Raw genomic sequence first — 26,505 nt, 5'->3', positions numbered from 1 at the left:
CGATCGGGGGCGTCAGGGTCGGCGGTCGCCTGCCCCACGGGCCGTCAGTGTGGCGCAACGCTACCGCCGAGCGGACCTGATGCGAAGTCCTGCCCCACCACCTCTCACGTTGCCGCCCGTTGTTCCCCCGTTCCTGCGCCGATCATGGAGTCGTGGTGCCGGAAAGGTGGCGCTCCACCACCTTTTGTCATCCGGCACGACTCCATGATCGGCGCTTGTCGACGTGCGAGGCGCAGGACTGACGGTCAGCGTCGGCGGGCTACCAGGACCGCGTCGTGCAGGGTGGTGGTCTCACCGTCCGGCATGGTGGCGGGGCGGGAGCGTTCCTCCGCCGTCAGCACCTGCCAGTGGGCCGGGTCCAGGTCGGCGGCGACGTCCTGCGCGGTGTACATCATGTCCGGCATGTGCATCCGGTGCGCCGACCCCCACAGATCCGACGGGTGGTGCCCGACGATCAGCAGGACGCCGCCAGGTGCCACCGCGGCGGCCAGCCGACCGAACAACTCCCGCCGCTGCTCCGGGGGCAGGTGCATGAACTGCGCGGACACCAGGTCGTACGCCTGCTCGGCGGGCGGCTTGTCGCGCAGGTCGGCGTGGGTGAACTCGATCCGGTCGCCCACACCGGCGGTCTCGGCGTGCGCGGCGGCCCGGTCCAACGCCGTGCTGGAGATGTCCACAGCCGTCACCTGCCAGCCGCGCTCGGCCAACCACACCGCGTCGGCGCCCTCGCCGCTGCCCACGTCAAGCGCGCGCCCCGGCGTCAGGTCGCTGCCCTCGGTGACCAACTGCGGGTTGGGCCGGCCGCTCCACACCGAGGGGCGGGACTGGTACCGCTCCTCCCACGCCGGCTCCTCGAACGTGGTGGCCACCAACTGCCGGTACGCGGCCACGGCGTCGCGGGTGTCCTCGGCGATGAGGTCGGCGTTGATGGCCGCAGCGGCGTTCAGCCCGGCCCCGGCGGACGTGATCACCTGTCCACGCAGGTCGGCCACGTTGCCCGCCACCCAGACGCCGTCCACGGTGGTCGCGCCGGTGGCGTCGGCGGGGATCTGGGCGCCGATGACGTGCTCGCCCATCGTCACCTCCTCCGGGGCGAGACCCAGCCCCACCAGCAGGTCGGAACGGGGGGTCAGCCGTGTTGCCACCACGATCGCGTCGAGCGCCACCACCCGGCCGTCGGCGAGCCGTACGCCGGTCAGCGCGTCGTCGGTCACCTCCACCGCGGCGACCGGGCCCGGCACCACCGCGATGCTGCGGGCGGCGAGCCGCTCGGCGGTCTCCGCGTCCGGTGCCGGGGCGTCGTGCAGCAGGAGCAGCACGCTCGAACTCCACTGTCGCCACATCTCGGCCTGGTGCACGGCGAGCGGCCCGGTCGCCAGGATGCCGATCCGACGGTCCCGCACCTCCCAGCCGTGGCAGTACGGGCAGTGCAGCACGTCGCGACCCCACCGCTGCGCCAGGCCGGGCACGTCGGGCAGCTCGTCGGTCAACCCGGTGGTCACCAACAGGCGGCGGGCCCGCACCGACTCCCCGTCGTCGAGGCTCAACCGGAACCCGTCGTTGTCCCGGGTCGCGGCCTGCACCCGTCCGGTGCGGAACTGCCCGCCGTACCCGGTCACCTCGGCCCGCCCGACCGCGAGCAGCTCGCCCGGCGGCGTCCCCTCCCGGCCCAGGTAGTTGTGCACCCGGTCGGCCGGCGCGTTGCGTGGCTCACCGGAGTCGACCACCAACACCGACCGGCGGGCCCGGCTCAGCGCCAGGGCCCCGCTGAGCCCCGCCGCGCCGCCACCGACCACCACCACGTCGTACGTCTCGTCCACAGTTGTCTCCCTCGTACCGTGTCGTCTGCGCCCACCATCCGTCGCCACCGGCAAGGTGGCAACTATCCTTGCCGTTATGGCAAACGAGGACAGTGCCGCGCTGGCGGCCGTCGGCCCCCGGCTGCGTGCCCTACGTCACCAACGCGGAACCACCCTGACCCAGCTCGCCGACCTCACCGGCATCTCGGTGAGCACCCTGTCCCGGCTGGAGTCCGGCAGCCGCCGGCCCACCCTGGAGCTGCTGCTCCCGCTGGCGAGGGCCTACCAGGTCGCCCTGGACGAGCTTGTCGACGCCCCCGCCACCGGCGACCCCCGGGTACGCCCCAAACCGATCGTCATCCACGGCGTGACCTACCTGCCGCTGACCCGCCGGCCGGGCGGCGTGCAGGCGTTCAAGCAGATCTTCCCGCCGGACCCGTCCGCCGGGGGCCGGAAACCACAGGCACACGAGGGGTACGAGTGGCTCTACGTGCTCTCCGGCCGGATCCGCCTGCTGCTCGGCGACCGAGATCTGACGCTCAGCCCCGGCGAGGTGGCCGAGTTCGACACCCGCATCCCGCACCTCTTCCTCAACCCCGGCCCGGGCACCGCCGAAGCTCTCAGTCTGTTCGGGCCGCAGGGGGAGCGGCTGCACGTCCGCGCCCGCCCGGCCGCATCCACACCCGATCAGTGAACTCGGGGCATCCAGGCCGCCGGGACACCCCGACTTCAGCAACCTCGGGTCGATGTGTCGATCATTGGCGGTCGTGGCTGCTGGCAGATCCGCGTTGGCGACTTGTTCATACCCTCCTGACATGACCACGCGGCAGGCGAGCGGACTGAGCACGGTGCAGGGCCACTACTGGCACGCCGTCCTGCTCGGAAATCGCTCGCTGGCGCGTCGCCTGCAACCCAGGGCGTTCCTCGACCGGAGAGCCTTGGGGGGTGTGTTGCTGGGAACGTTCCGGGTCGTACTCCGCTGGCTCGACCCGAACCCGAACGACCATGCCGAGATTCGCCAATTCGCCGAGCGGGTGACCAGTTACACCTACGCGACGTACGGCGTCCCCGTGGATGAGGTGTCGCAGTGCATGCTTCGAGAGATGGGGGAGGCGCCGGACGACGACGTCGAACCCGCGCATCCGGGCATCGCGGAGTTGGCGGTCGTCATGACCGGCGTGCGTGATCTTGAGCTTAAGCCAGGCGACATCGATCGTATGATCAGCGGCGGCGAGGAATTCGCGAGGCAGTGGGGAATCACCCTCGCTGCCTATCGCCCCGGGCCCATCATGCGGTGGCGCTTCGAGATGGCAGAGGGTCGCTGGTACGGGTACTCGGCCCGGAGACGTTGGAGCGCGGAGCGCATGGGTGCCTTCACCAACTGGCTGCGGGACGACGACCGCGCCGTGTGAGGCACCGTGGAGCCGTCGGTGCGAGGATGGCGCGATGACCGATGCGGCACACCGTCACCGCACCGACCGGATCGATCACCGCGACATCGTCGTGCACGAAGTCCCGGGCTTCCGCCCGCTGACACTGGACCTCGTCGTGCCGGTGGCAGCACCCCGACCGGTCCCCGTCCTGCTGTGGATCCACGGCGGGGCGTGGCTGTTCGGCTCACCCAAGCAGCCACCAGAGTGGCTCATGGCGGCGGACCCGTTCACCGCCGCCATCGATGCCGGCTTCGCGGTCGCCGCCGCGCAGTACCGGCTCAGCGGCGAGGCGCACTTCCCCGCCCAACTCGACGACGTGACGGCGGCGGTGCGCTGGCTGCGCCGACACGGCGACACGGTGGGCGTAAACGGCGAGCGGATCGGGGTGTGGGGCGAATCGGCCGGCGGGCACCTGGCCTCCATGGTCGCGCTGCGGGGGAACGACCAGGACGACAACAGGGTGCAGGCGGCCGTCTGCTGGTACGCACCGTCAAATTTCTCCACCATTCAGTCGCAGGCACACCCGTCCGGAACGATCGACCACGACGCGGCCGACTCGCCCGAGTCACTGCTGATCGGCGCCCCGTTGGCCGACAACCCGGCGGTGGGCCGGGCGGCCAGTCCGATCACCTACGTCACCGGGCAGACCCCACCCATGCTGCTGGTCCACGGCGACCAGGACCTCGTGGTACCGGTGGGGCAGAGCGAGGAGTTGGCCGCGGCACTGACCGCGGTGGGAGCCGACGTCAAGATGTCGGTGGTGCGGGGGGCCGACCACTGCTTCGTCGGAGCGCCGCTGGAACCACTGATCCGCGACACCCTGGCGTTCTTCACCCGGGTCCTCGCCCCCGACACCGGGGCGCTGCCGCCTCACTAGGGTGACCCGGTGACCGCCTACGACGTCGCCGCCAAACTCCCCGACATCGACCGGCTGCGCCAGCGCTGCAAGGCGTTGGCCGTGCTCGAGCGCATCATCGACGGCGGCGAGCCCTACTACGCGTACACCTCGACCTGGGGCACGGACGAGGCGGCGCTGATGAGCAATGGCAGCGGCGACGAGTGGGCCGTCGTGTTCACCCCCGACGGGGCCTTCATCCGGCTCCTCGACCACGAGTCGGCGATGTCGCCGTACCGCCATCCGGACCACGAGCTGTGGCCCGGCCTGGTCGACGGCGTCCCGGAGGTTCTGCGTCCGCAGCTCACGGAACCGGCCTTCTCCGACGAGGACGGGCTCTTCGTCGCAACCACAGTGCTGTGGCGGCTGGTGGGGGACGACCGCTGGCACGCCGGTGCCGGCATCTCCTTCCCGCCGCACCGACCGTACGACGACAACGGCCCGGACGGGTCCGGGCTGCTCGACATCCTGCTCGACGACATCGTCGACCGCTTCGTCGAGTTCGCCGCCGACTACTACGAGCTGACCGTGGACCGGTCGGCGGTCGAGCACATCGTTGCCCACCGACCGCTCACCGACGCTGTGACAAAGGCACTGAACCCTCAGCTCAGCGTTGCCGACCTGCGGACGGACCTCGCCGCGATCGGCTACCCGATCACTGGCGCCGGGACGGTCGAGGTCGGCCCGCACGACGCGTTCTCCGTCAACGGCCGATTGTCTGGTTACCGGAGATCGTCCGGCACAGAATCAGTACACGCCCCGTGCCCGATCTGTGCAGAACGACCGTCGCAATTCCGGCCAAAAGGGTGAAGAGTCGCCTAGCCGACAGCCATCTGTCTGTTCGGAGACACTAGCTGGAGTTTTCGTGAGGCCCAGGTGTAGTAGGCACAGCCTGTCGGTACGTCCGTCTTAGCCGGCTTCTCCGTCACGTCTCGGATTAGGGGTTCGAGTCCCCTGGGTACACCAGCATTTTCTCTGTTTGATCTCGGTATCGAGTGCGGCCATGCCGATCACGTAGCACCTCTATCTAGATCGCAGGCGTACGAGGATCCTTCGGGCCTCGTCGCGTACGCCAGCGTCTTCATCCATCGCCAGGTCCCGAAGATGCTTGGTCAGACGGTCAACACCCTCGGTCGTCATCCAGTTAGGGTTGCAGTCCAGAGCAGCTTGGATCTCTTCGGCAGTGGCTTGTTCGGCGGCATGGCTACGGGCTAACAGCACAAGGCGTAGGCCCATGGCGTCGTTGCGTTCTAGCAATGCCTCGGCCGTTTCCCAGGTAACCGCAGTGTCTTGGGGATCTAGGAGAAGGCGGTGGAGGACGTCCGCTACGTCGTCGATCCCACGAGATTTCGCAAGATGCCGGCCGGCTGCGGCGCGAGCCGACCAGGCAGGAGAGTCGGCATCCCTAATGGCGGTGCCCAGCCCTTGATCGTCGGAGAACTCCATGCCCACAGCCTGCCAGGCGATCGAGGGGCCCAGCAGGGGTTGGCAGGCACTACGCTCGCTGGCCCTGACTCAACCCGATTCCCAAGCTGAGAGTGGTTCGCCCGCACCTAATAGATTGAGCTGGATTAGCGCAAGATCGTTGGTTGGATGAGGGGTGAGCGTTGGTGGTTCGACAAGGTGTGCCCTGGTTCCCGATCGCGCGGCTCCTGCTTGCGCTGGTGTGCCTGTGGCTGACGGTCGCCACGACACTAGACCCCGATGGTGTGTGGTGGGTTCCGCTGACCTTCGGTGCCTGCACCATCGTCGCTACGGGGAGCACCGTTGCTTGGCTGCGGGAGCACCGCAATCGGAATGGCCGGACGTAGCCGGTAGGCCGGTGTCGGACAGCCACGGTGACAGCAACGAGGCCAGACATTGAGGGCCGGGTACGGCGCAGCGGACTATCTTCCGACGTCCGAACCGTGCGCGGACCAGCCCGGACGGAGCGCCCAAGATTTGCAAGCGAGGGGTCAGCGCTGGCTGGACCAGCACCAGAACATCGGAACGCCGAGCGAGCGGCTAGCGGCAGCGGCCGATGCCTAGCGTTCAGCAGCTCGGGTAAATCATAGGCAGCCTTAACCCAATTCGCTCGCCACTCCGCGACGGCCTAGCGTCAAAGGATGGCCGGCAGGCTGTGAGTCGGGTGCCGGACAGATGGCGGTTACCGTGCGCCTATGGTCCGCTACTTTCGATCACCATGAAGGATCTGGGACGGTACTGGGGCTATCTGGCGTTCATCATCCTCGTTACGGCCTGGTGGACTCGCTCTGTCGGGCCGGTGGCGCTGCTCGTGCTGTCCATACTGGTGACAGGCTTCTTCCTGTTCCAAGCGCCTGTGTGGTGCTGCGCTGTCAACCGGGACGGGTCCCTCTGCCGGAACAACTCGGCTGGCCTCCTGCTCGGATGCAGCAAGCGGCAGCACAAGTGGCAGAAGCTCAGGATGACCATCGTCCCGAACGCCTGGCGTCAGATGAACCGCGGGCTTTGGGCGTCGCCCAGGGAAGGACTGACGACCCTGGGCGCGATCGTGGGGATGCTTTCGGCGGTCGCGGCCACAGCGGTCAGCGTTGCTGGACAGTTTGCTGGCAGGGCGTGACCAGCTACCTCGCGGACGGGTGCAGAACAGGCATCGCTCGACACGATGCGGTCGGTGGCGTACAGCTCTTTGCCTAACCGGGCATGCGGTGCGTGGTGAAGTCCGGCGCGGATACTGGCGTGGTGAAGGAGCAGGAGCAAACGACGGAGTTGACCCGCTGGACCGTTCACGGTGAGCGGGTGGTTGACGACTCCCGCCGGGCGCGGCTGAGCATCGCCGAGGTGGAGTTGCCGGACGGAGTTCGTTTCGAGCAGTACGTGATCCGGGCTCCCCGGTCGGCCATGGTCGCCGTGCTCGATGATCGGGAGCGCCTGTTGTTGATGCGGCGGCACCGGTTCGTGTTCGACCGGTGGGTGTGGGAGTTGCCCGGTGGCTACGTCGACGACGAGGAGCACCCGGCGCAGTGCGCGGTGCGGGAGGTCGAGGAGGAGACCGGCTGGCGGCCTCAAGGGGTGGAGCCCTTGCTGTCCTTCCAACCGTGGGTCGCCACTGCCGACGCCGAGAACCTCCTGTTCCTGGCTCGTAAGGCTGAGCGCATCGGCGCACCTTCGGACGTGAACGAGGCGGAGCAGGTCGCGTGGCTTCCGCTCGACGAGGCGTACGGGCTGGTGTCTCGGGGTGAGATCGTCGGTGCCGGCACGGTTATCGCGGTGCTGGAGTTGGTCGCGCGTAAGGCCCGGGGAGAGCTGTGACGGTCAGCGCCGCCGACCTAGCGTGGCGTCTATGCGGCCGGTGAAGTACCGAACGGCGGGTAGCCGCCGGTGCGGAGTGAGTTGAGTTTGCAGGTCGCGGAGGTAGCGGACGGCTCTGGCGGACCGTAGCTGGGTGGTCAGGCTCAGGGCTTCCGCGCCGATGGCGCAGGCTCGGTCGGGTTCGCCCTGTTGGGCGTGCACGCTGGCAAGCAGTGCGAGGTTGAAGGCTCGGCCGCGTATGTAGCGGTTGTCCATGCGCAGGGACCGGACAGCGAAGCGTTCGGCGTGGGTGTTGCGGCCGAGGGCGTGGAAGCAGTGGCCGAACTTGGCCGACAAATACGCCTCGTCGAAGTAGCTGAGCCATTGCGGTTCGGTGCTGCGGTCGGCTCGGTCGAGGGCTTGTTCTGCCTGGTGCAGGGCTGCGGCGCAGGCCCGTTCGTCGTTGGCTTTGGCCAGGGCGTGGGCTTCCATGACGTGGGCTTCGGCGGTCAGGACGGGGATCCCGGCGCGGCGGGCGATCTGGCCGGCGGCGCGGGCGAGGTCAAGGCCGGTGGTGGTGTGGCCGAGGTAGGTGGCCTGGTGGCTCATCGCGGCGAGGATCTCCGCGCCGAGGCCGTCGTCTCCGGCGGCGTGGGCGAAGTCCAGGGCGAGGGTGAGGTACCGCTGAGCGGTGCCGTGCGCGGCGATGTCGTACGCCTGCCATCCGGCGAGCTGAGCCAGTTCGGCGGCGGCGCTGAGCAGCCGCTGACCGGTGGCCTGGTCGTAGCGGCCGTCGGTGAGCAGCGGGGTCACCTCCTGATGAAGGCAACGGACGACGGTGTCGCGAGCATGGCCGCCGCCGTACTGGTTGTCCAATTGGCGGTAGGTCGCGGTCATCGCGCGGATGGTGTCAATCTCGGGTTGACCGACGGTGTTGCGTCCGGGTTGGGTGACCGGGGTCGGGTCGGGTGCGGTGAACCAGCGCAGCGCCGGCAGGGTGTAGCCGGCGGAACTGAAGGCCACCTGCCGGAGTACGTCTCGACGGTTCACGTCACCTCGCCAAAGCTCTGCGGCACTGCGTACGTCCTCCTGCCAGGTCCGGTGAACCGGCTCGCTGGGGGTGCGCCGGTCAGGGCCGGTGGGTGGTGCGGCCTGGCGGGGTGCCAGCCCCATCGTGGTACGCGCCTGGTCGGGCATCCGGCAGCCGTCGGCGATCCGCTCCAGAACGTCTATCGAGGTGACCTTGCGTCCGGCCATGATCCGGCTGACGTAGCCCTGTTCCAGCCCGACGGAGGCCCCGATCCGGCCTTGACTCGCCCCGGTGAGACCGGTGATCCAGCGGAACAGTCCGCCGATGTCGCGGGCGGCCAGGGCGGTCAGTACTTCGCCGTGCGACCACGCATCCTCCGGTATTCGCAGCGGATCGAGCCTCACGGCAGCTCCCAGCGTCGCAGTCCGACTACTCAAAGTGTTCAGATCGACAGCCTAGGGCGACCATTCGCACTGGTCGAGCCGTCCCATGTCACCGTGACATGACCGCTGGCCATGGAACGGCCCACCGCCGGCCGGGATGGTGGGCGCATGTCCTTCAATGTCGACAGCCCTCCCGAAGAGCCGCCCGCAGAATGCCAGCACCGTCTGCTGTGGCGGTTGGCCCGCGCGCTCTGGGAGGCTCACCGGCCCGACAACGCCGGCTTCTGCGTGGCCACCGGCTGCTGGCACACGAACCAACGCGACCCCTGCCGGCTGGCCCAACTCGCCCAGGAAGGGATGCGCACCGCGTGCGGCGAAGCCACCCCCGCGTCGCCACCCTGGATCGCCGTCACCCGCGAGCGCCTGGCGGCCGGGGACATCGACCCCGTGGACGCCGTCGCCGAAGCCCTCTGGCACCACCGCCACACCCGCCGGGCAGGGCGGTGACCGATGGGAGCCATCTACACCTCGACAGCCTTTAGGGAGTACGCGAAGTCGCAGGTGGCCCATGCGGACATCCTGCTGACCAAGCACGCCGAGTCGGCCTTGAGTCTGTGCCGCTGCGGCCGACTCCACCCCTGCGACGAACACCGCCACTGGCTGGAGATACGCACTCACTTCAGACAGTTCCTCGTCGACGAGCAGTACAGCAGCGAAGTACAGCAATCCTGCCCACCGAACCCGACCAAAAGCGACCCCAGCACGCCGTACGACCTCGGATGACACGCGATCGGACCGGCTCGCCGAGAGTTCACACCGCAGACGTCGGTGGCCGTGGTGCAAGTAGTCACCACGATCGGCGCTCGTCACACAAGGTGCCAGGCCAGTTCGTTGATCGCGTTGGAGCGCAAAGGGGCGCCAAGACCCGAGCATTTTCACCGAAACTGCTGCCTCAGCCGGTCCGGAGGCAGCAGTTTCGGTGATGGTGAGTAAGGCGCCGCTCGCAGGCGTGGTCTGACGCGTCGTCAGGCCACACGATCGGCGGATCGCCGCCCGCGCCGTGATGGTGAAGCGCTGCGGGGGCCGGACCGGTTCCCCTCCGGTCCGACCCCCGCGATCAGGTCCGCGTCAGGCGCGGAGCCTGCGTTGCCGGACGACCAGCAGCAGCGCTGCGCCGAGGAGCACCGCCAGCACGCCGGCGCCCATCCAGAGCCCGGCCGGGAACGACGTGCCGGTCACCGGGAGCTTGCCCTTCACCGGGATGGTGATGGTCGACTCGGGGGAGACCGGCGCCGGGCCGTCCGGCGGGGTGCCGGTCGCCGTCGCGGTGTTGCGCAGCGACCCGTGGTGGTAGTCGGCCTTGCTGACCGTGTACGTCGCCGCGCAGGTCACGGCGGCTCCGGCCGCGAGGGTGACGGCGCCGTTCGGGGTCCGGTCGGGGCCGCAGGTGATCGGGCCGAGGTTGGCCGTCGAGGCCGGCGCGGTCAGCGTGTCGGTGATCGTCACGGCGGTCAGCGGCACCTGGCCGGTGTTGTTGACCACGAACTGGAACGGCACGTGCTGCCCCGGCCGGAAGATCTTGTCGGTGCTGCTCGACTTCACCACCGTGATCGCCGCACCCCGGGTGGCCGTGACCTCGGCCGTGGCCGGCGCGGAGCGTACCGGTGCGGGTGGGTCCTGGCCGGGGATGGTCGGCGGCGTGCCGGAGGCGACGGCCGTGTTGGTGATCCGACCGGCCTCGATGTCCGCCGCGGTGACCGCGTAGGTCGACGTGCAGGTGGTGCTCTCGCCGGCGGCCAGGGTGACCGTGCCGCAGGTGATCGCCCCGGGTGTCCCGGTGCCGGAGAAGTCGGTCTCGTCGACGGTCACCGCGCTGAGCGACGTGGTGCCGGTGTTGCTCACCACGAACCGGTAGGTGACCACGTCACCGGCCGCCGACACCACTGTCGGCGTCACCGACTTGGTGATGGCGATCGCCGGGTGCGGGATCGGGATGTCCACGGGCGACGGTGGGGATACCGGCGGCGGCCCGAACGGCGGCGTACCCGTGGCGGTGGCGACGTTGCGCAGCGACGCACCGGCGAAGTCCTCGGCGGTCACCGTGTAGGTCGACCGGCACTGGATGGAGGCGCCCGGCGACAACGTCACCGCACCGTTGGGGATGTTCTGCGGGCCGCAGGTGATCGGCCCGAGCACGCCGCGCTCGGCCGGTGGCAGCACCGTGTCGTTGACCGTCACGTCGGTCAGGGTGAAGCCGCCGGTGTTGACGACGAGGAAGGTGTACGGCACCTGCTGACCCGGCGCGGTGATCGCCACGGTGGTCGTCGACTTGATCACCTCGATGTCGGCGACGAGGCCGGACTGCGGGATGGTGAGCGTCGACGGTGGCGAGTCGACGGGCGTGCCCCCGCCCGGCGGTGTGCCGTGTGCGGTGGCGACGTCGGTGACGCCGTCGTTGTCGAGGTCGGCCTGGGTGACGGTGTAGGTGGCCGTGCACACGGTCTGCGCGCCGGGGGCGAGGGTGGTGGCGGCGCAGGTGATCGGGCCGAGGTTGGCGTTCGACGACGGCGGGGTCTGCACGTCTGTCACGTTGACGTTCGTCAGCGTGAGCCCACCGGTGTTGACCACGTGGAACCGGTACGGGACCTGCTGCCCGACCGCGTGGATCAACGCCGTCGTGGAGGTCTTCACCACCTGGATGCTGGCGACCAGCCCCGCGTCCGGGATGGTGAGCGTCGAGGGTGCCGAGTCGATGGGCGTCTCACTGCCGGGCGGTGTGCCGTGTGCGGTGGCGACGTCGGTGACGCCGTTGTTGTCGAGGTCGGCCTGGGTGACGGTGTAGGTGGCGGTGCAGGTGGTGTTCGCGCCGGGGGCGAGGGTGGTGGCGGCGCAGGTGATCGGGCCGAGGTCGGCGTTCGACGACGGCGGGGTCTGCACGTCTGTCACGTTCACGTTGGACAGCGTCACGGTGCCGGTGTTGGCCACCAGGAAGCGGTAGGGCACCTGCTGCCCGACCGTGTTGATCGAGACGGTGGTGGACGACTTCAGCAGCGAGATCGACTGGATCAGGTCGGCCGCCGGAATGGTCAGCGTCGAGGGCGCCGAGTCGATCGGGTTGTCACCGCCGGCCGGTGTGCCGTGCGCGGTGGCGACGTCGGTGACCTCGTCGTTGTCCAGGTCGGCCTGGGTGACGGTGTAGGTGGCGGTGCAGGTGGTGCTCGCCCCGGGGGTGAGGGTGGTGGCGGCGCAGGTGATCGGGCCGAGGTTGACGTTCGACGACGGCGGTGTCTGTACGTCGGTCACGTTCACGCCGTTGAGCGTCACGCCGCCGGTGTTCGCCACCAGGAACTGGTACGGCACCTGCTGCCCGACCGCCGTGATCGTCGTGGTGGTCGACGACTTCACCAGGGAGATGCCGGGGACGACCACGTCGCTCGGAATCGTCAGGGTCGCCGGTGGCGACTGCACGGGCGGCCGACCACCGGGGGGTGTGCCCTGGGCGGTCGCGCTGTTGCGGACCGAGCCGAAGTCCAGGTCGGCCTGGGTGACGGTGTAGGTGGCCGTGCAGGCGGTCTGCGCGCCGGGGGCGAGGGTGGTGGCGGCGCAGGTGATCGGGCCGAGGTTGGCGTTCGACGACGGCGGTGTCTGCACGTCTGTCACGTTGACGCCGGTGAGGGTGAACCCGCCGGTGTTGATCACGTGGAACCGGTACGGGACCTGCTGCCCGACCGTGGTGATGGACGTGGTGGTGGAGGTCTTCAGGATCGCGATGGAGGCGACCAGGCCGGTCTCCGGAATGGTCAGCGTCGCGGGCGTCGAGTCGACCGGGGTGCCGCTGGGCGGTGTGCCGTGCGCGGTGGCGACGTTCGTGACGCCGTCGTTGTCGAGGTCGGCCTGGGTGACCGTGTAGGTGGCGGTGCACAGGGTCTGCGCGCCGGGGGCGAGGGTGGTGGCGGCGCAGGTGATCGGGCCGAGGTTGGCGTTCGACGACGGCGGTGTCTGCACGTCCGTCACGTTGACGCCGGTGAGGGTGAAGCCGCCGGTGTTCAACACGTGGAACTGGTACGGCACCTGTTGGCCGACCGTCGTGATCGACGTGGTGGTCGAGGTCTTCATGATGGCGATCGACGCGATCAGACCCGCTTCGGGGATGGTGAGCGTCGAGGACGGCGAGGTGACCGGCGTCCCGCCGCCGGGCGGGGTGCCCTGGGCGGTGGCGACGTTGGTGACGCCGTCGTTGTCGAGGTCGGCCTGGGTCACGGTGTAGGTGGCCGTGCAGGTGGTGCTCGCGCCGGGTGCCAGGGTGGTGACCGGGCAGGTGATCGGCCCGAGGTTGGCGTTTGACGACGGCGGGGTCTGCACGTCGGTGACGCTCACGTTGGTCAGGGTCAGGCCGCCGGTGTTCGCGACGAGGAACCGGTACGGCACCTGCTGACCGACCGAGGTGATGGACGTGGTGGTGGACGACTTGACCACGGTGACGGCGGCGGCGAGCGCCTGCGCCGGGATGGTCAGGGTGTTCGGATCGGAGACGACAGGTGGGCCGGTGGGTGGGCTGCCCTGTGCGGTGGCGACGTTTGTGACCCCGCCGTTGTCCAGGTCGGCCTGGGTGACGGTGTACGTGGCCGTGCAGGCGGTCTGCGCGCCGGGCGCGAGGGTGGTGGCGGCGCAGGTGATCGGGCCGAGGTTCGCGTTCGACGACGGCGGGGTCTGCGTGTCGGTGACGGAGATGCCGGTCAGGGGGGTGCCGCCGGTGTTGACCACGTGGAACGAGTACGGCACCTGCTGACCGACGCTGGTGATCAGTGTGGTGGTCGACGACTTGATCAGGGCGATGTCGGCCGGAGTCGCGCCCTCGCAGGCGAGCGTGGTGCTGAACGGGAAGTAGTGGATCTCGCCACCGCGGTGGTCGAGCGTACGGGTGATGACGCTGCCCTCGGTGTTGCTTGAGGAGAGGTCGGTCAGGCTGGCATTGGGGGCGTAGATCGTGCCCTCGACGGTGGCGGCGTTCGGGGTGAGGGTGAGCGCGGTGGCGGTCGGGAAGTTGAACAGGATGTAGCGCGCCTGCGGCCCGCCGACCCCGGCGAAGTTCGGGGCGGTCCAGGCGAAGGTGTTGCCCACGCCGCTGGTGTCCACGTTGACGAGCAGCGGGGTGCTGGCGGTCGGCTGGCTCGCGAAGGTCAGGATCGCGATGTTGGCCAGGTCGGCGGCGGTCAGGTTGAGGACGTTCGTCACGCCCGGGGTCAAGGTGACGACGGCGTTGCTGCCCGGTGGGATCGGGCGGGGCAGCACATCGCCGTTCGGGGTCCGCAGCACCACGGTGTTGTCGCAGGTGGCCAGCCCGGCAGTGGTGCTCCGGAAGGCGGTGAAGGCCCCGGCGAAGTTGATCGGAGAGGTCGGCCCGACGCTGGCGACCGGCTGCCGGGTGACAAGCTCCACCCGGGGTGAGGCGTCGTAGTCGTTCGTCGGCAGGATCCGGGTGTTGACCTGTGCGCCGTTGTTGTCGGTGTTGCGGACGAAGGCGCCGGTGAGGTTGCCGACCTTGGCGTACCCGTTGGAGAGCACCTGGAGTCGGCTGCCGCCGACGCTGCCGGCGAAGTTCACCCGTCCACCCACGACCAGGGCGCTGGGGTTGGCGTCGCCGGGCACCACGAACGACCCGGCGGTCGCCCCGGCGAGCTGGTAGTTGCCGAAGGTGAGGTCACCGCCGACGGCGAGGGTGCCCTCGTTCTCGTCGTTGTTCACCGTGGCGTTGCCCTCGGTCATCACGCCGAAGCTCAGCGCCGCGGCGACCGGGTCGACCGGGCCGATGGCCTCGTCGACGGCGGCCAGCACCGGGTCGATCCGGTCGGGTGCGGCCGGCAGCAGCAGACCGTTGAGCGCCAGCACGCCCGCCACGGCGGTCAGCGCCGTCGCCCGTGACCTGCGGCCACCCCACCACGAAATCCTCATCACGCCCCCGTTGATCGAATGTGCCACGGGAGCTTATCGAGGCAAAAGTGGAGCTATGCCGCTTTTGTCCAAATGCGATCAGGCCGGGTCGGCTTCGAACTGTGCGCGCCGTACCTCCGTGTTTATGATCGACAACCCGACCGGGGACCCCGACATGGCCGATCGGCCGGCCCGAAGCAGAGGTGAGGTGCGCGACGGTGAACCGCGAGGCGTACGCCTGCTGGGTGCGTGAACCCGGCGCGGCCGAGATCCGGCCGGTGTCGCTGACCGACCCGGGCCCGGACGAGGTACTGGTCCGGGCCAGCTACTCCGGGGTCAGCCGGGGCACCGAGACGCTCGTCTTCGCCGGCAAGGTGCCCACTGACCAGTACGCCGCGATGCGCGCCCCGTTCCAGGAGGGCGACTTCCCCGGCCCGGTCAAGTACGGCTACCTCAGCGTCGGCGTGGTCGAGCAGGGCCCACCGGAGCTGCTCGGGCGCACGGTGTTCTGCCTGCACCCGCACCAGAGCGCGTACGTCGTGCCGGTGAGCGCCGTGGTGCCGGTGCCGGAGGGGGTGCCGGCCGCCCGCGCGGTGCTCGCCGGCACCGTGGAGACCGCCGTCAACGCACTCTGGGACGCTGCTCCGCTGGTCGGTGACCGGGTCACCGTGATCGGCGCGGGTATGGTCGGCTGCTGCGTTGCCGCGTTGGTCGCCCGGTACCCCGGGGTGCAGGTCGAGTTGGTCGACACCGACTCACGCCGGGCGGGGGTGGCCGGGGCCCTCGGCGTCGACTTCGCCCACCCGGCCGACGCCCGGGGTGACCGGGACCTGGTCGTGCACGCCAGCGCCACCGCCGCCGGCCTGCAACAGTCGCTGGACCTGCTCGCGCCGGAGGGCACGGTCATCGAGCTGAGCTGGTACGGCGACCGCGCCGTGCAGGTGTCACTCGGTGGCGCGTTCCACTCCGGTCGACTCACCGTACGCAGCAGTCAGGTCGGCATGGTGGCACCCGCCCGCCGGGGACGGCGCAGCTACGCCGACCGGCTGGCGCTCGCCCTGGACCTGCTCGACGACCCGGCCTTCGACGCGTTGATCACCGGCGCGTCCCGCTTCGCGGAGCTGCCCGACGTGCTCGCCAGACTCAGCTCGGGTGACCTGCCCGCCCTCTGCCACCTCATCACCTACGACGACGGGGAGTGACCGTGTTCAGCGTGACCGTTCGGGACCACATGATGATCGCCCACAGTTTCCGGGGCGAGGTGTTCGGGCCCGCCCAACGCCTGCACGGCGCGACGTTCGTGGTGGACGCGACGTTCCGCCGGCCCGACCTGGACGCCGACGGGATCGTGGTGGACATCGGCCTGGCCACCGAGCAATTGCGGGCCGTGCTCGGCGAGCTGACCTACCGCAACCTCGACGACGAGCCGGCCTTCGCCGGCGTGAACACCACCACCGAGGTGCTGGCCCGCACGATCGCGGACCGGCTCGTCGAGCGGGTGCACGCCGGTGGCCTGGGCGCGGGGGCCCGCGACCTGACCGGCATCACGGTCACCCTGCACGAGTCGCACATCGCCTGGGCGAGCTACGAGCGGTCACTGTGACCGATGCGGGCCGGGCGGTGCACGTCGTCCTGCCCGGTGACATCGACGACCCGACGACACCAAGCGGCGGCAACGCCTACGACCGGCAGGTCTGCGCCGGGCTGGCCGAGCGCGGTTGGTCGGTCCACGAACACCCGGTGCCCGGCGCGTGGCCGCGGCCCGAGCCGGCCGACCTGGCGACGCTGGCCGGGGTGCTCGCCGCCACGCCCGACGACGCCGTGGTGCTGATCGACGGCCTGATCGCCTCGACCGTGCCGGACCTGCTCACCCCGCACGCCCGTCGGCTGCGCCTGGTGGTCCTGGTGCACCTGCCGTTCGACGACGAGCCGGAGGCCCGCGCGTTCGCCACCGCGCGGGCCGTCGTCACCACGAGCGAGTGGACCCGCCGCGCCCTGCTGGCCCGGCACCCGACGCTCGCCGACCGGGTGCGGGCCGCGCCGCCCGGGGTGCGGCCCGCGCCGCCGGCTGCCGGGTCGCCGGCGGGCGACCGGTTGCTCTGCGTCGCGGCGGTCACCCAGCACAAGGGGTACGACGTGCTCGTCGACGCGATGGCCACGCTTGTCGGCCGGCGCTGGACGATGGTCTGCGCGGGCACGTTGACCCGGGAACCGGACCTCGTGCACCGGCTGCGCGACCGGGTGACCGGAGCGGGCCTCACCGGGCGGGTGCGCCTGGTCGGCCCCCTGACCGGCGCGGCGCTGGACGACGCGTACGCCGCCGCCGACCTGCTCGTGCTGCCGTCGAGGGGCGAGACGTACGGCATGGTCGTCACCGAGGCGCTGGCCCGCGGCCTGCCGGTGGTGACCACCGAGGTGGGCGGGCTGCCGGAGGCGCTCGGCCAGGCGCCCGACGGCAACCGACCCGGACTGCTGGTCCCGCCCGGTGACCCGGCGGCGCTCGCCGCCGCGCTGATCCGCTGGCTCGACGACGACGCGCTGCGCGCCCGGCTGCGGCGTGCCGCGCTCGCCCGGCGCGACACCCTGACCGACTGGCCGGTGACCAGCGCGCTGCTTGCCGGCGTGCTGAAGGAGGTGGCGGAGTGACCGCCGAGGAGACCCTGCCGTTCGCCGACTGGCTGCGACTGCGCGAACCGGCCGACGCGGCGGCGCGCGCCGAGGACCTGCTGGAGACCGTCCGGGCCCGGCTGGGCGGCGACACCCCGACGGTGGTCCACGACCTGGGCAGCGGCACCGGCTCGATGAGCCGCTGGTTGGCCGCCCGGCTGACCGGCCCACAACACTGGGTGCTGCACGACCGGGACGCCGACCTGCTGGCCCGGGCCGCCGAGGGCATGAGCGGGGTGACCGCCGCCGACGGCGCTCCGGTCACCGTCCACACCCGCTGCGGTGACCTCACCCGGCTGACCGCCGCCGACCTCGCCGACGGTTCCCTGGTCACCGCGTCCGCGCTGCTGGACATGCTCACCGCCGAGGAGGTCGAGCGGGTGGTGGCGGCGTGCGTCGGTCGACCGGCCCTGTTCGCCATCTCGGTGACCGGTCGGGTCCGGTTCGACCCGGCCGACCCCCTGGACGACACGGTCGAAGCCGCGTTCAACGAACACCAGCGGCGTACCGTCGACGGCCGGCGGCTGCTCGGTCCGGATGCCCCCGCCGTCACCGCCGCCGCGTTCGCCCGGCACGGCGTCGACGTGCGCGAACGGCCCAGCCCGTGGCGTCTCGGCCCGGAGCAGGCCGAGTTGACCGCCGAGTGGTTCCGGGGCTGGCTCGGGGCGGCCTGCGAGCAACGCCCCGACCTGGCCGGCCCCGCCCAGGCGTACGCCCGCCGCCGGCTGGCCGACGCGGCGGCCGGACGACTCACCGTGCATGTCGAACACACTGACCTCCTCGCCGGTGGATGAACCGTTCACGCCCTGGGTACGTGCACTAGGGCAAGTGGACGATCTTCAAAGGGGAGGCCGGCGCCGATGTTCTGGGCCTGGGCACGAGTGGTCGGCGGGGTGGGTCTGCTCGCCGTCCTGCTGTGGCAGGTGGGCACCGGCCCGTTCCTCGCCGGAGTACGACTGATCGACGCCCCGGCGTTGGCGGCGGCGCTCGTCATCGGAGTGCTCACCACGGTCTGCGCGGCGTGGCGGTGGAGCCTGGTCGCCACCGGCCTCGGCGTGCGCCTGCCCCTGACGACCGCGGTGGCGCACTGCTACCGGGCCGTGTTCCTCAACGCCACCCTGCCCGGCGGGATCCTCGGCGACGTGCACCGGGCGGTACGCCACGGCCGCGACGCCGGTGACGTGAGCCGGGGCATCCGCGCGGTGGTCTGGGAGCGTACCGCCGGGCAGGTGGTCCTGGTCGGCGTCGCGCTGGTGGTGCTCGCGGCCTTCCCGTCCCCGGTCCGGCCGTACCTGCCGGTCGCCGCCGGGCTGCTCGTCGCCGGTGGGCTGGTCGCCGTGCTGCTGGCCCGGGTCGTCCCCAACGGCGGCGCGTCCCGCTGGGCGACGGCGCTGCGCACCGCCGTGGCGGACGTCCGGGCGGGTCTGCTGGCGCGGCGCACCTGGTTCGGTGTGCTCGTCGCCTCGGCCGTGATGGTCGCCGGTCACCTGGCCACCTTCCTGGTCGCGGCGCGCACCGCCGGCTCGGACGCCCCACTGTCCCGACTGCTGCCGTTGACGCTGCTCGCCCTGCTCGCCATGGGGCTGCCGCTGAACGTGGCCGGCTTCGGGCCACGCGAGGGGGTGGCGGCCTGGGTGTTCGGCGCGGCCGGCCTCAGCGCGGCCGAGGGGGTCGCCACCGCCACCGTCTACGGGGCACTGGTGCTGGTGGCCAGCCTGCCCGGGGCCGCCGTGCTGCTGGCCCGTCGACGTCGAACTCCGGTCGCCGCCCGGGAAGCCGCCTCCGGCGGCGGCTGTTGAGTCGGTTGTGAGACGGAACGCGTCGCCGGATGGCGGTGACGCCGGACAAAGGAGTCCCATGCCCGAAGCATTGCCGGTTGCCACGATTCGTACGCAGGTCACGGTGCCGTTGGCGTTTCCCGACGGCTACACCACCACCGCCCGGGTGTTCACGTTCAAGGGCCTGGTGGATGGTCGGGAGCACCTGGCCCTCGGCCTCGGCGACTGGGCCGGTGCCCTGGACCGGCTCGCCGCCGGGGGAGCAGCCCCGCTGGTCCGTCCGCACAGCGAGTGCCTCACCGGCGACGTGTTCGGCAGCCAACGCTGCGACTGTGGGCCGCAACTGCGCGAGGCGGTGCAGCGGATCGCCGATACCGGGGGTTTTCTGCTCTACCTCCGACAGGAGGGCCGGGGCATCGGCCTGTACGCCAAGCTCGACGCGTACGCGTTGCAGGACGCCGGGTTGGACACCTACCAGGCCAACGTCGCGCTGGGCCGGGGTGAGGACGAACGGGACTACACCGTCGCCGCGCAGATGCTCGCCACGTTGGGCGTGCCACGGATCCGACTGCTGAGCAGCAACCCGGACAAGGCCGAGCAGTTGACCCGGCTGGGCGTGGACGTGGCCGAACGGGTTCTCACGAGCGTCTTCCTCTCGCCGGCCAACGCCGAGTACCTGGCGGCGAAGGCGGCCAAGGCGGCGGAGGTCGAGGCCGCCGAGGCGGTCGAGGCGGCGGATGTGTTCGCGGGTCGCACTCCTGAGCGGCCCGTCTCCCGATGAGCGGGCGGCCGGAGCCGACGCGGCCGTACGTGCTGCTGAGTTGCGCCGCCTCCATCGACGGGTACATCGACGACGCGTCCGAGCAGCGGTTACTGCTGTCCAACGACGACGACCTGGACCGCGTCGACGCGGTCCGGGCCAGCTGTGACGCCATCCTGGTCGGCGCCGGCACCGTCCGACGCGACGACCCTCGGCTGCTGGTGCGCTCCCCGACCCGCCGGGCCGAGCGGGTGGCGGCCGGTCGACAGGCCTCGCCCGCCAAGGTCACCCTGACCGCCCAGGGTGACCTCGACCCGACCGCGCGCTTCTTCACCGCCGGTGACTCGGCCCGGCTCGTCTACTGCGCCACCGGGGCGCTGGAGAAGACCCGGGAACGGGTCGGCCGACTGGCCACCGTGATCGACGCCGGTGAGCCGGTCGACCCGGCGTGGCTGCTGACCGATCTGGCCGCCCGGGGCGTACAGCGGTTGATGGTGGAGGGCGGCGGGACTGTGCACGCCCAGTTCCTCGCCGCCGGTCTCGCCGACGAACTGCACCTGGTGGTTGCCCCGTTCTTCGTCGGCGACGGCCGGGCACCCCGGTTCGTCGGCGAGGGTCGCTTCCCCTGGCACCCCGGCCGCCGCGCCCGCCTGGCCGAGGCCCGCCAGATCGGCGACGTGGTCCTGCTGCGCTACGCCCTCTCCAGCCGCTGCCCCGCCGACCACCAGTGATCGGCGTGCCGGCCACACCGGGAATTGTTCGCGGGAAGCGTGATGACTGTGCGGCATATTGATGCCTCAGAGTCATCACGCTCGATCGCGTTCATGCCCGGACGCCGGGTCCCGGGTACCCGCCGAGAGGGCGCCGAGTGGGGTCAGTGGCCGGGTGGTCGTACCGACAGGTCGTGGTGGAAGACGTCGCGGGGGTCCCAGCGGGCCTTGACCTGTTGCAGTCTCCGGTAGTTGGGCCCGAAGTAGACCTCCGGCCACGCTCGGCCCGCCGCGGCGAGGTCGACGTCGGGGTAGTTGATGTAGGCGCCGTCCGGTGGCACCCCGCCGGTGTCGGCGTACATGTCCCGGTAGAACTCGCGTATCCAGGCCAGGTGCCGGGGGTCCGCGGCCGGGTCGCCCCAACCGGCGAGGTAGAACAGCAGCATGGACGCGTCCCGCTGGACGGCGGCGGTGGCACTCGGCGCCACGGCGTTGATCGCCCCGCCGTAGGTGTTCAGGCTCAGCGAGCCGGCCGTCAGGTCACTGTCGCGGGTGAGATGGCGGTAGGCGACGTGCAACTGCCGCTCGGTCAGGGGCGCGCGATGGAAGGCGGACTTGACCTTCAACCGCCAGCCCTTGCCGTCGTCGCTGTCGCCGCCGAGGGTCGCGGTCAGCCAGGGCAGCGGTTCCGCCGAGACGGTCGGAGTGACGCCGACGCCGTCGCCGAGCGCCCCGACGAGTTCGTCGAGCAGGTGTCGGCTGCCGTGCGGGACCTGACCGGCGACTGTGTGACCGCCGGCCTGCGGGCGGGACAGGATCAGCTCGGCGTACAGGTGCCTGCCCCGGGAGTCGGGCGCGCTGTTGCGAGCGCACCAGCGGCCGAAGTTGCCGGCGAGTCGGTGGAAGTCCGGCTCGTCCATGCCGGCCCACGGCCAGGTGACGGTGAAGTCGAGCACCCGCGCGGGTGGGGTGGGGAGTGAGCGGAACCAGTAGCGCGTGACGACGCCGAAGGTGCCCCCACCGCCGCCGGTGTGCGCCCACCACAGGTCGCGGTGCGGGTCCGTCGGTTCCCGGGTGGCGACCACCGCACGGGCGGTGCCGCCGCGGTCGACCACGACCACCTCCACCGCGTACAGGTGGTCTGCCACGAGCCCGTGCAGGCGGGAGAGGCGACCGTAGCCGCCGCCCGCGATGTGACCGCCGACGCCGACCCCCGGGCACGATCCGCCGGGAACTGTCACCCCCCACCCCAGGAAGAGCCTGCGGTACGCCTCGCCGAGCGTGGCGCCCGCCTCGATCGCGAACCCGAACCGTCGGGGGTCGTGGTAGACCTCGGTCAGGCCGGACAGGTCGATCACCATCCGGACCGCCGGGTCGTCCACGAACCCCTCGAAGCAGTGCCCGCCGCCGCGTACCGCCACCCGTCGGCCGGTGCGGACGGCGTCCTGCACTGCCGCGACGACCTGCTCGGTCGAGCCGACCACGCGTACCTCGTCCGGCGTGCCCACGAACCGTCGGTTGCCGCGGCGGACCAGGTCCGCGTACCGGGGGTCGTCCGGCCGCACCCGGACCGGGCCGAGTGGGGGCACGCCCCCCGCTGGTGGCGCGGCGGCGGAGACCGGGGTCGGATAGAGGACGGCGGCGGAGGCGACTGCGCCGACGCGGAGCAGATCTCTGCGACTGGGCGGATTCATGCCCTCGATCCTGTGCCCGCCGAACGGACGAGGTGCAGTACTTTCGTCACACGGAGTGCCGTGACGAAACTGGAGGCGGCCATGCTCGGTGTCCGGTGTGTCGAGTGCGAGGCGGACCTGCCCGTCGGCACCGGCCGGGGGCGCCCGCGCCGCTACTGCTCCCGGCGCTGCCAGGCCCGCGCGTACCGCAGGCGTCGTGAGCACGGCCCCACCAGCAGCCCGCGTCGGATTCGGGACCTGCCCGCGCCGACCGGCGGCGACCCGCGCCACCGTTTGGTCGCCCTCGCTGTCGAGTTGGCGGACGCGGGCGGTCTGGAGGCCGTCTCCCTGCGGGTCCTCGCCCAACGCGCCGGCCTGCCCGCCCACGCCGTGTACCGGCACCTCCGGAACCGGGCCGACCTCCTCGCCGCGATGGCCGAGCAGATCACCGCCACCCGACCGCCCGGCACCGCGCCACCACCGCGCGATCCACGCCAACGGCTCGAACGGCTGGCCGGGGACGAGTGGGCGATGTACCGCCGACATCCCTGGCTGCTGGCCATCCTCGCCACCGATCGGCCGCCGACCGGGGCGGCGGTACTCGCCATGGTCGACAGGGTGGTGGCGGCGTTCACCAGCGCCGGGTACGAGCCGGCCGAGGCGTTCCGCGCCTACCTGGCACTAAGCGGCTACGTCCAGGGCATGGCCCTGCTCATCCGGCGCGACCCCGGGGACACCACCTACCACGCCTGGTGGTCGGCGACCCGCACCCGGCTGGAGCGGACCGGCCGTACCCGGGAGCGACAGTGGCTGGCCGCGGCCGGGCAGACCAGACCCGACACCGACCTCGACACCTGGTTCCAGTTCGGCCTGCGCGGGCTGCTCGACGGCCTGCTGCGGGGCCCGGCTCGGTAAGGTGGCCGACGTGCCGCGACTGGTGAAGATCACTCAAGACAATGTGGAGGCCGCGTGCCGGGTGAGCGTCCGGCCCGACCAGGAGGCGTTCTCGTCCCCGGTCGCCTGGTCCCTCGCCGAGGCGTACGCGCAGCCCGAGATCGCGTGGCCGCGTCTCATCGTCGAGGATGACGAGATCGTCGGCTTCCTGATGGGCTTCTTCGACATCGTGTGGGATCCGGCCCACCCGGACGACAGGCGCTCGGGGCTGTGGCGGCTCAACATCGCCGCCGAGCACCAGGGCCGGGGGTACGGCCGCGTCGCGGTACAGGCCGTCCGCGACGAGGCCCGCCGCCGTGGGCACGACCGCGTCTACACGACATGGAAGCCAGGGCCGGACGGCCCGGAGCAGTTCTACCTGAAACTCGGGTTCCAGCTGACCGGGGAGACCAGCGAGGACGAGGTGGTGGGCGTCCACTCCACCCACTGACCGGACGCCACCGACCACCCCGGACCGAGTGATCAGCGGTGCGGCGGGGCCTGCGTACGATGCGGGGTCGAGTTCCCCTCGTCACGGCGGAGGTTCGGGCAATGGCAGGCCAGCACGAGGGTTTCGCTCTCGGCATCGACCTCGGCACGTCAAACACGGTCGCGGTGCTGCGCTGGCCGGACGGGCGGACCCGACCGCTGCTGATGGACGGTCAACCACTCAGCCCGTCCGCTGTCTACGCCGACCCGGACGGCACCCTGCACACCGGCTGGGACGCCCGCCGGTTGGCGCAGGCCGACCCGGCCCGGTTCGAGGCGAACCCGAAGCGTCGGGTGGACGAGCCGACAGTGCGGCTCGGCGACCGCGCGTACCCGCCGGCCGACCTGCTCGCCGCGGTGCTGGCGGCGGTCGGCCGGGCCGCCGTGGGGGCTGTGGGTTTCCTGCCGCCGGCCGTGGTCACCTGCCCGGCCGCCTGGGACGCGACGCGTCGGCAGGTCCTCGCCGACGCGCTGGTGCAGGCCGGCTGGCCGCAGGCGGTCGAGCACACCCTCGCCGGGCCGACACCGCCGGGCACCCGGCTGCTGCGGGAGCCGGTGGCCGCGGCCCGCTACTACACGCAGGTGCTGCACCGCCCGGTGCCGGTCGGTGACGCGATCGCGGTCTTCGACTTCGGTGGCGGCACGCTCGACGTCGCGGTGCTGCGCAACGAGGGTGCGGACCCCTGGGGGGACTCGGGGTTCACCGTCGTCGCCGACGGTGGCCTGCCCGACCTGGGCGGCCTGGACCTCGACGCCGCCCTGGTGCGGCGGGTCGGCGAGCTGGTCGGTGAGCGGCACGCCGCCCAGTGGGACCGGCTCACCCGACCGGCCGATCCGGCGCAGCGCCGCGACCAGATCCGGCTCTGGGACGAGGTACGGGGTGCCAAGGAGACCCTGTCCCGTGCTGGTGTCGCACCGGTCGGCGTGCCGGGAGTCGCCGAGCCGGTCCAGCTGACCCGGGCGGACGTCGAGCGGGTGGCCACACCGCTGCTGCGTCGGGCGGTGCAGCGGGCCCGGGAGGTCATCGCCGCCGCCGGGCTGCGCCCCGACCAGCTCGCCGGGCTGTTCCTCGTGGGCGGGTCGTCACGGATCCCGCTGGTGGCCCGCCTGCTGCACGCCGAGCTGGGCATCGCGCCGACCGTGCTGGACCAGCCCGAGCTGCCGGTGGCCGAGGGCGCCCTGACCGACCTGCCGCTGCGCAGGCCGCTACCCGCCCCGGCATACGCGGGACCGCCGCTCGCACCGCCCGCGCCGGCTCCGGTGAGCCCGCCCGCCCCGGCTGGAGCGCCGGCGCCGGCGCCGGTCGTACCGTCGCAGCCCTGGCCGGGATCCACCCCGCCGGCGGGCCCGCCGCCCGGTCCGGGCCTGGCCGGGGCCACCCCGACCCCGCCCGCCGGGGCGACCCGCTGGCCTCGCGCGCGCTGGGTGGTGCTCGGCGCGGTGTTGGCCCTGGCCGGGGTGGGCACCGCGGCGACGCTCTACCTGACCCGGGACCGCTACCCGGACCTGGAGTTCGCCTCGCTGCGTGAGCAGTCCCGGCTGCCGGCCGGTGCCGAGCGTCCGGCCGACATGTGGACGGCGGTGCTCGACGACCGGGCCTACCTGGCGTTTCCGCTGCCGGACGACCGGCTGGAGGTGGTGGCCGTCGACGCGGGCAATGGCCGCGAGGTGTGGCGCGAGCAGACCGACGTGCGGGCCGACGACTGGGAGGCGATCATCGCCGTCCCCGGCGCGGTCGCGGTCCTCGCCGACGCACCTGGCGACAGCACCCCCCGGCCGATGGCCGTCCTCGACGGGCGCACCGGCGAGCAGCGCTGGCAGCGCGTACTCCGGGGCGACGACGACGTCTACTTCGCCGACGACACGGCGGTGCTGGTGGACCGGGCCGCGGACGAACTGGTCGGCCTGCGCCTGACCGACGGTGCGGCGAAGTGGACCCGACCCAACCCCCGCGACCGGTACGCCGGTGGCCGTACCGTGGTCCGGCCGGTCGGCACGGACGAGGCGGCGGGCGGGCCGGCCTTCCTCGACGGCACGCCCCGCGACCCCTGGACGGGCAAGGGGCGGCGGCTCGTCCAGGTGGGTGCGGACCGGTCGGTGCGGCTGCTCGACATGGCGTCCGGCGCGGTTCTGCGTCAGTGGGGGAGCGTCGCCGACCTCGACGACCTGGTGGTCGCGTACGAGGACCGCCTGTTCGTGGCCGCCAACGAGGGCGGTTTCCAGTTACTGGCGTACGACCTGGGTTCCGACGCCGAGCCGGTGGTGCTGCACCGGTCCGGGAACGACGAGTACCCGAAGGAGCTTGTCGCCTGCGGTGCGCGGCGGGCCTGTCTGCTGCAGGTGCCGAACTTCGACGTCGCGCGCACCGAGGTGGTGGCGGCCACCGAGGGCGAGCGCATGATCAGCTGGTCGGCGCCGGGCGTGACCCACCTGGTGCCGTTGGGTGAGCACGTGCTCGCCCAGCGGGAGTCGCCGGAGCCGACCGTCACGGTCTTCGACGCCGCTGGCAAGCCGGTGCTGCGGGACCGGGGCGGGGTGGCGGTCCGCCTCGACGCCGGCAACCTGCTGGTCTTCGCCAAGCCGCCGAGCGTGGTCGCGGACAACCGGGTGCTGGCCGGGGTGTGGGCCGAGTCCGGGGAGGTCGACGAGTTGGGTGAGCTGAAGGACGTTCGCAGCTCGTCCTGCTCGTGGAACACCCACCTGGTCGCCTGCGGCGCGGAGAAGGACTTCGTGCTGTACCGCTTCACCGACGACTGACGTCACCGGCCGAGG

The 26,505-nt window shown here is 71.6% G+C and carries 23 protein-coding genes and 1 pseudogene; 18 read left to right on the top strand and 6 right to left on the bottom strand.

Annotated elements, in window-relative coordinates:
• Positions 1-245: 245 nt before the first annotated feature.
• Complete coding sequence (locus AB0C15_RS17755; protein WP_357353105.1) at positions 246-1,820, bottom strand: FAD-dependent oxidoreductase; 1,575 nt, start codon at positions 1,818-1,820, stop codon at positions 246-248.
• 76 nt (positions 1,821-1,896) lie between these two features.
• On the opposite strand from AB0C15_RS17755, the gene AB0C15_RS17750 reads away from it, so the two are divergent.
• The 4 genes from AB0C15_RS17750 to AB0C15_RS17735 all read left to right on the top strand — a co-directional run bounded on the left by AB0C15_RS17750 (position 1,897) and on the right by AB0C15_RS17735 (position 4,937).
• Entirely contained in the window at positions 1,897-2,493 is a 597-nt protein-coding gene (locus AB0C15_RS17750; protein WP_357353103.1) for an XRE family transcriptional regulator, read from the top strand.
• Between the two features lie 121 nt (positions 2,494-2,614).
• Entirely contained in the window at positions 2,615-3,211 is a 597-nt protein-coding gene (locus AB0C15_RS17745; protein ID WP_357353101.1) for a hypothetical protein, read from the top strand.
• 34 nt (positions 3,212-3,245) lie between these two features.
• The gene (locus AB0C15_RS17740; RefSeq protein ID WP_357353099.1) at positions 3,246-4,109 is read left to right on the top strand and encodes an alpha/beta hydrolase; all 864 of its coding nucleotides are present in this window, start codon (positions 3,246-3,248) and stop codon (positions 4,107-4,109) included.
• Positions 4,110-4,118: 9 nt separating this feature from the next.
• Entirely contained in the window at positions 4,119-4,937 is an 819-nt protein-coding gene (locus tag AB0C15_RS17735) for a hypothetical protein (RefSeq protein ID WP_357353097.1), read from the top strand.
• A 213-nt stretch (positions 4,938-5,150) separates the two neighbouring features.
• On the opposite strand, the gene AB0C15_RS17730 is transcribed toward AB0C15_RS17735, so the two are convergent.
• Complete coding sequence (locus AB0C15_RS17730) at positions 5,151-5,573, bottom strand: hypothetical protein (protein WP_357353095.1); 423 nt, start codon at positions 5,571-5,573, stop codon at positions 5,151-5,153.
• Positions 5,574-6,309: 736 nt separating this feature from the next.
• Here AB0C15_RS17730 and AB0C15_RS17725 point away from each other — a divergent pair.
• Together AB0C15_RS17725 and AB0C15_RS17720 are read left to right on the top strand one after the other, a co-directional pair.
• The gene (locus tag AB0C15_RS17725; RefSeq protein WP_357353093.1) at positions 6,310-6,708 is read left to right on the top strand and encodes a hypothetical protein; all 399 of its coding nucleotides are present in this window, start codon (positions 6,310-6,312) and stop codon (positions 6,706-6,708) included.
• A gap of 83 nt (positions 6,709-6,791) precedes the next feature.
• Positions 6,792-7,400: an NUDIX hydrolase gene (locus AB0C15_RS17720; RefSeq protein WP_357353091.1), complete on the top strand. Its 609-nt coding sequence runs from the start codon at positions 6,792-6,794 to the stop codon at positions 7,398-7,400.
• A 3-nt stretch (positions 7,401-7,403) separates the two neighbouring features.
• Here AB0C15_RS17720 and AB0C15_RS17715 read toward each other — a convergent pair whose 3' ends face one another.
• Positions 7,404-8,813, bottom strand: a complete 1,410-nt coding sequence (locus tag AB0C15_RS17715; RefSeq protein ID WP_357353089.1) for a helix-turn-helix domain-containing protein — start codon at positions 8,811-8,813, stop codon at positions 7,404-7,406.
• Between the two features lie 147 nt (positions 8,814-8,960).
• On the opposite strand from AB0C15_RS17715, the gene AB0C15_RS17710 reads away from it, so the two are divergent.
• Both AB0C15_RS17710 and AB0C15_RS17705 read left to right on the top strand, forming a co-directional pair.
• Complete coding sequence (locus AB0C15_RS17710; RefSeq protein ID WP_357353087.1) at positions 8,961-9,299, top strand: hypothetical protein; 339 nt, start codon at positions 8,961-8,963, stop codon at positions 9,297-9,299.
• A 3-nt stretch (positions 9,300-9,302) separates the two neighbouring features.
• Positions 9,303-9,575, top strand: a complete 273-nt coding sequence (locus tag AB0C15_RS17705; RefSeq protein ID WP_357353085.1) for a hypothetical protein — start codon at positions 9,303-9,305, stop codon at positions 9,573-9,575.
• A 345-nt stretch (positions 9,576-9,920) separates the two neighbouring features.
• Here AB0C15_RS17705 and AB0C15_RS17700 read toward each other — a convergent pair whose 3' ends face one another.
• Both AB0C15_RS17700 and AB0C15_RS17695 read right to left on the bottom strand, forming a co-directional pair.
• Complete coding sequence (locus AB0C15_RS17700; RefSeq protein ID WP_357353308.1) at positions 9,921-12,908, bottom strand: hypothetical protein; 2,988 nt, start codon at positions 12,906-12,908, stop codon at positions 9,921-9,923.
• Positions 12,909-13,634: 726 nt separating this feature from the next.
• Positions 13,635-14,744 (bottom strand): annotated as a pseudogene (locus tag AB0C15_RS17695) (choice-of-anchor A family protein); the annotation flags it as partial.
• 197 nt (positions 14,745-14,941) lie between these two features.
• Between AB0C15_RS17695 and AB0C15_RS17690 the strand changes: the two are divergent.
• From AB0C15_RS17690 to AB0C15_RS17660, 7 genes are all read left to right on the top strand, one after another.
• Complete coding sequence (locus AB0C15_RS17690) at positions 14,942-15,925, top strand: dehydrogenase (protein WP_357353083.1); 984 nt, start codon at positions 14,942-14,944, stop codon at positions 15,923-15,925.
• A 2-nt stretch (positions 15,926-15,927) separates the two neighbouring features.
• Positions 15,928-16,326 carry a 6-carboxytetrahydropterin synthase gene (locus AB0C15_RS17685; RefSeq protein WP_357353081.1) on the top strand — a complete coding sequence of 133 codons (399 nt, stop codon included), beginning with the start codon at positions 15,928-15,930 and terminating at the stop codon, positions 16,324-16,326.
• On the top strand, positions 16,323-17,369 hold the full coding sequence (locus tag AB0C15_RS17680; RefSeq protein ID WP_357353079.1) for a glycosyltransferase family 4 protein: 1,047 nt from the start codon (positions 16,323-16,325) through the stop codon (positions 17,367-17,369). Before AB0C15_RS17685 ends, AB0C15_RS17680 begins: the two co-directional genes overlap by 4 nt.
• Positions 17,366-18,184 (top strand): class I SAM-dependent methyltransferase, encoded by an 819-nt coding sequence (locus AB0C15_RS17675; RefSeq protein WP_357353077.1) that lies wholly within the window; start codon positions 17,366-17,368, stop codon positions 18,182-18,184. The genes AB0C15_RS17680 and AB0C15_RS17675 overlap by 4 nt, the downstream gene beginning before the upstream one ends.
• A gap of 66 nt (positions 18,185-18,250) precedes the next feature.
• Positions 18,251-19,189, top strand: coding sequence for a lysylphosphatidylglycerol synthase transmembrane domain-containing protein (locus tag AB0C15_RS17670; protein WP_357353075.1), 939 nt, complete (start codon positions 18,251-18,253; stop codon positions 19,187-19,189).
• 58 nt (positions 19,190-19,247) lie between these two features.
• Complete coding sequence (gene ribA, locus AB0C15_RS17665) at positions 19,248-19,949, top strand: GTP cyclohydrolase II (protein ID WP_357353072.1); 702 nt, start codon at positions 19,248-19,250, stop codon at positions 19,947-19,949.
• A complete protein-coding gene (locus AB0C15_RS17660; RefSeq protein ID WP_357353070.1) occupies positions 19,946-20,659 on the top strand; it encodes a dihydrofolate reductase family protein in 714 nt (237 codons plus the stop codon). The genes ribA and AB0C15_RS17660 overlap by 4 nt, the downstream gene beginning before the upstream one ends.
• Before the next feature lie 143 nt (positions 20,660-20,802).
• Here AB0C15_RS17660 and AB0C15_RS17655 read toward each other — a convergent pair whose 3' ends face one another.
• The gene (locus tag AB0C15_RS17655) at positions 20,803-22,332 is read right to left on the bottom strand and encodes an FAD-binding protein (RefSeq protein ID WP_357353068.1); all 1,530 of its coding nucleotides are present in this window, start codon (positions 22,330-22,332) and stop codon (positions 20,803-20,805) included.
• Positions 22,333-22,392: 60 nt separating this feature from the next.
• Here AB0C15_RS17655 and AB0C15_RS17650 point away from each other — a divergent pair, with 60 nt between their 5' ends.
• From AB0C15_RS17650 to AB0C15_RS17640, 3 genes are all read left to right on the top strand, one after another.
• A complete protein-coding gene (locus AB0C15_RS17650; RefSeq protein ID WP_357353066.1) occupies positions 22,393-23,226 on the top strand; it encodes a TetR/AcrR family transcriptional regulator in 834 nt (277 codons plus the stop codon).
• A 10-nt stretch (positions 23,227-23,236) separates the two neighbouring features.
• Positions 23,237-23,695 (top strand): GNAT family N-acetyltransferase, encoded by a 459-nt coding sequence (locus AB0C15_RS17645; protein ID WP_357353064.1) that lies wholly within the window; start codon positions 23,237-23,239, stop codon positions 23,693-23,695.
• A 101-nt stretch (positions 23,696-23,796) separates the two neighbouring features.
• Positions 23,797-26,490: an Hsp70 family protein gene (locus AB0C15_RS17640; protein ID WP_357353062.1), complete on the top strand. Its 2,694-nt coding sequence runs from the start codon at positions 23,797-23,799 to the stop codon at positions 26,488-26,490.
• Positions 26,491-26,505: the final 15 nt, after the last annotated feature.

Source organism: Micromonospora sp. NPDC048835 (assembly GCF_040649995.1).
In the GTDB taxonomy this organism is placed as follows: Bacteria; Actinomycetota; Actinomycetes; order Mycobacteriales; family Micromonosporaceae; genus Micromonospora.
Note: the sequence above shows the minus strand (reverse complement) of the source record. Positions and strands in the feature narration are given on the sequence as shown.

Excerpts from the sequence above, each read along its gene's own strand:
- AB0C15_RS17750 (WP_357353103.1), top strand. The coding sequence starts at position 1,897 with ATGGCAAACGAGGACAGTGCCGCGCTGGCGGCCGTCGGCCCCCGGCTG.
- AB0C15_RS17745 (WP_357353101.1), top strand. The coding sequence starts at position 2,615 with ATGACCACGCGGCAGGCGAGCGGACTGAGCACGGTGCAGGGCCACTAC.
- AB0C15_RS17740 (WP_357353099.1), top strand. The coding sequence starts at position 3,246 with ATGACCGATGCGGCACACCGTCACCGCACCGACCGGATCGATCACCGC.
- AB0C15_RS17730 (WP_357353095.1), bottom strand. The coding sequence starts at position 5,573 with ATGGAGTTCTCCGACGATCAAGGGCTGGGCACCGCCATTAGGGATGCC.
- AB0C15_RS17725 (WP_357353093.1), top strand. The coding sequence starts at position 6,310 with ATGAAGGATCTGGGACGGTACTGGGGCTATCTGGCGTTCATCATCCTC.
- AB0C15_RS17720 (WP_357353091.1), top strand. The coding sequence starts at position 6,792 with ATGCGGTGCGTGGTGAAGTCCGGCGCGGATACTGGCGTGGTGAAGGAG.
- AB0C15_RS17710 (WP_357353087.1), top strand. The coding sequence starts at position 8,961 with ATGTCCTTCAATGTCGACAGCCCTCCCGAAGAGCCGCCCGCAGAATGC.
- AB0C15_RS17705 (WP_357353085.1), top strand. The coding sequence starts at position 9,303 with ATGGGAGCCATCTACACCTCGACAGCCTTTAGGGAGTACGCGAAGTCG.
- AB0C15_RS17700 (WP_357353308.1), bottom strand. The coding sequence starts at position 12,908 with ATGAAGACCTCGACCACCACGTCGATCACGACGGTCGGCCAACAGGTG.
- AB0C15_RS17670 (WP_357353075.1), top strand. The coding sequence starts at position 18,251 with ATGTTCTGGGCCTGGGCACGAGTGGTCGGCGGGGTGGGTCTGCTCGCC.
- ribA (WP_357353072.1), top strand. The coding sequence starts at position 19,248 with ATGCCCGAAGCATTGCCGGTTGCCACGATTCGTACGCAGGTCACGGTG.
- AB0C15_RS17660 (WP_357353070.1), top strand. The coding sequence starts at position 19,946 with ATGAGCGGGCGGCCGGAGCCGACGCGGCCGTACGTGCTGCTGAGTTGC.
- AB0C15_RS17655 (WP_357353068.1), bottom strand. The coding sequence starts at position 22,332 with ATGAATCCGCCCAGTCGCAGAGATCTGCTCCGCGTCGGCGCAGTCGCC.
- AB0C15_RS17640 (WP_357353062.1), top strand. The coding sequence starts at position 23,797 with ATGGCAGGCCAGCACGAGGGTTTCGCTCTCGGCATCGACCTCGGCACG.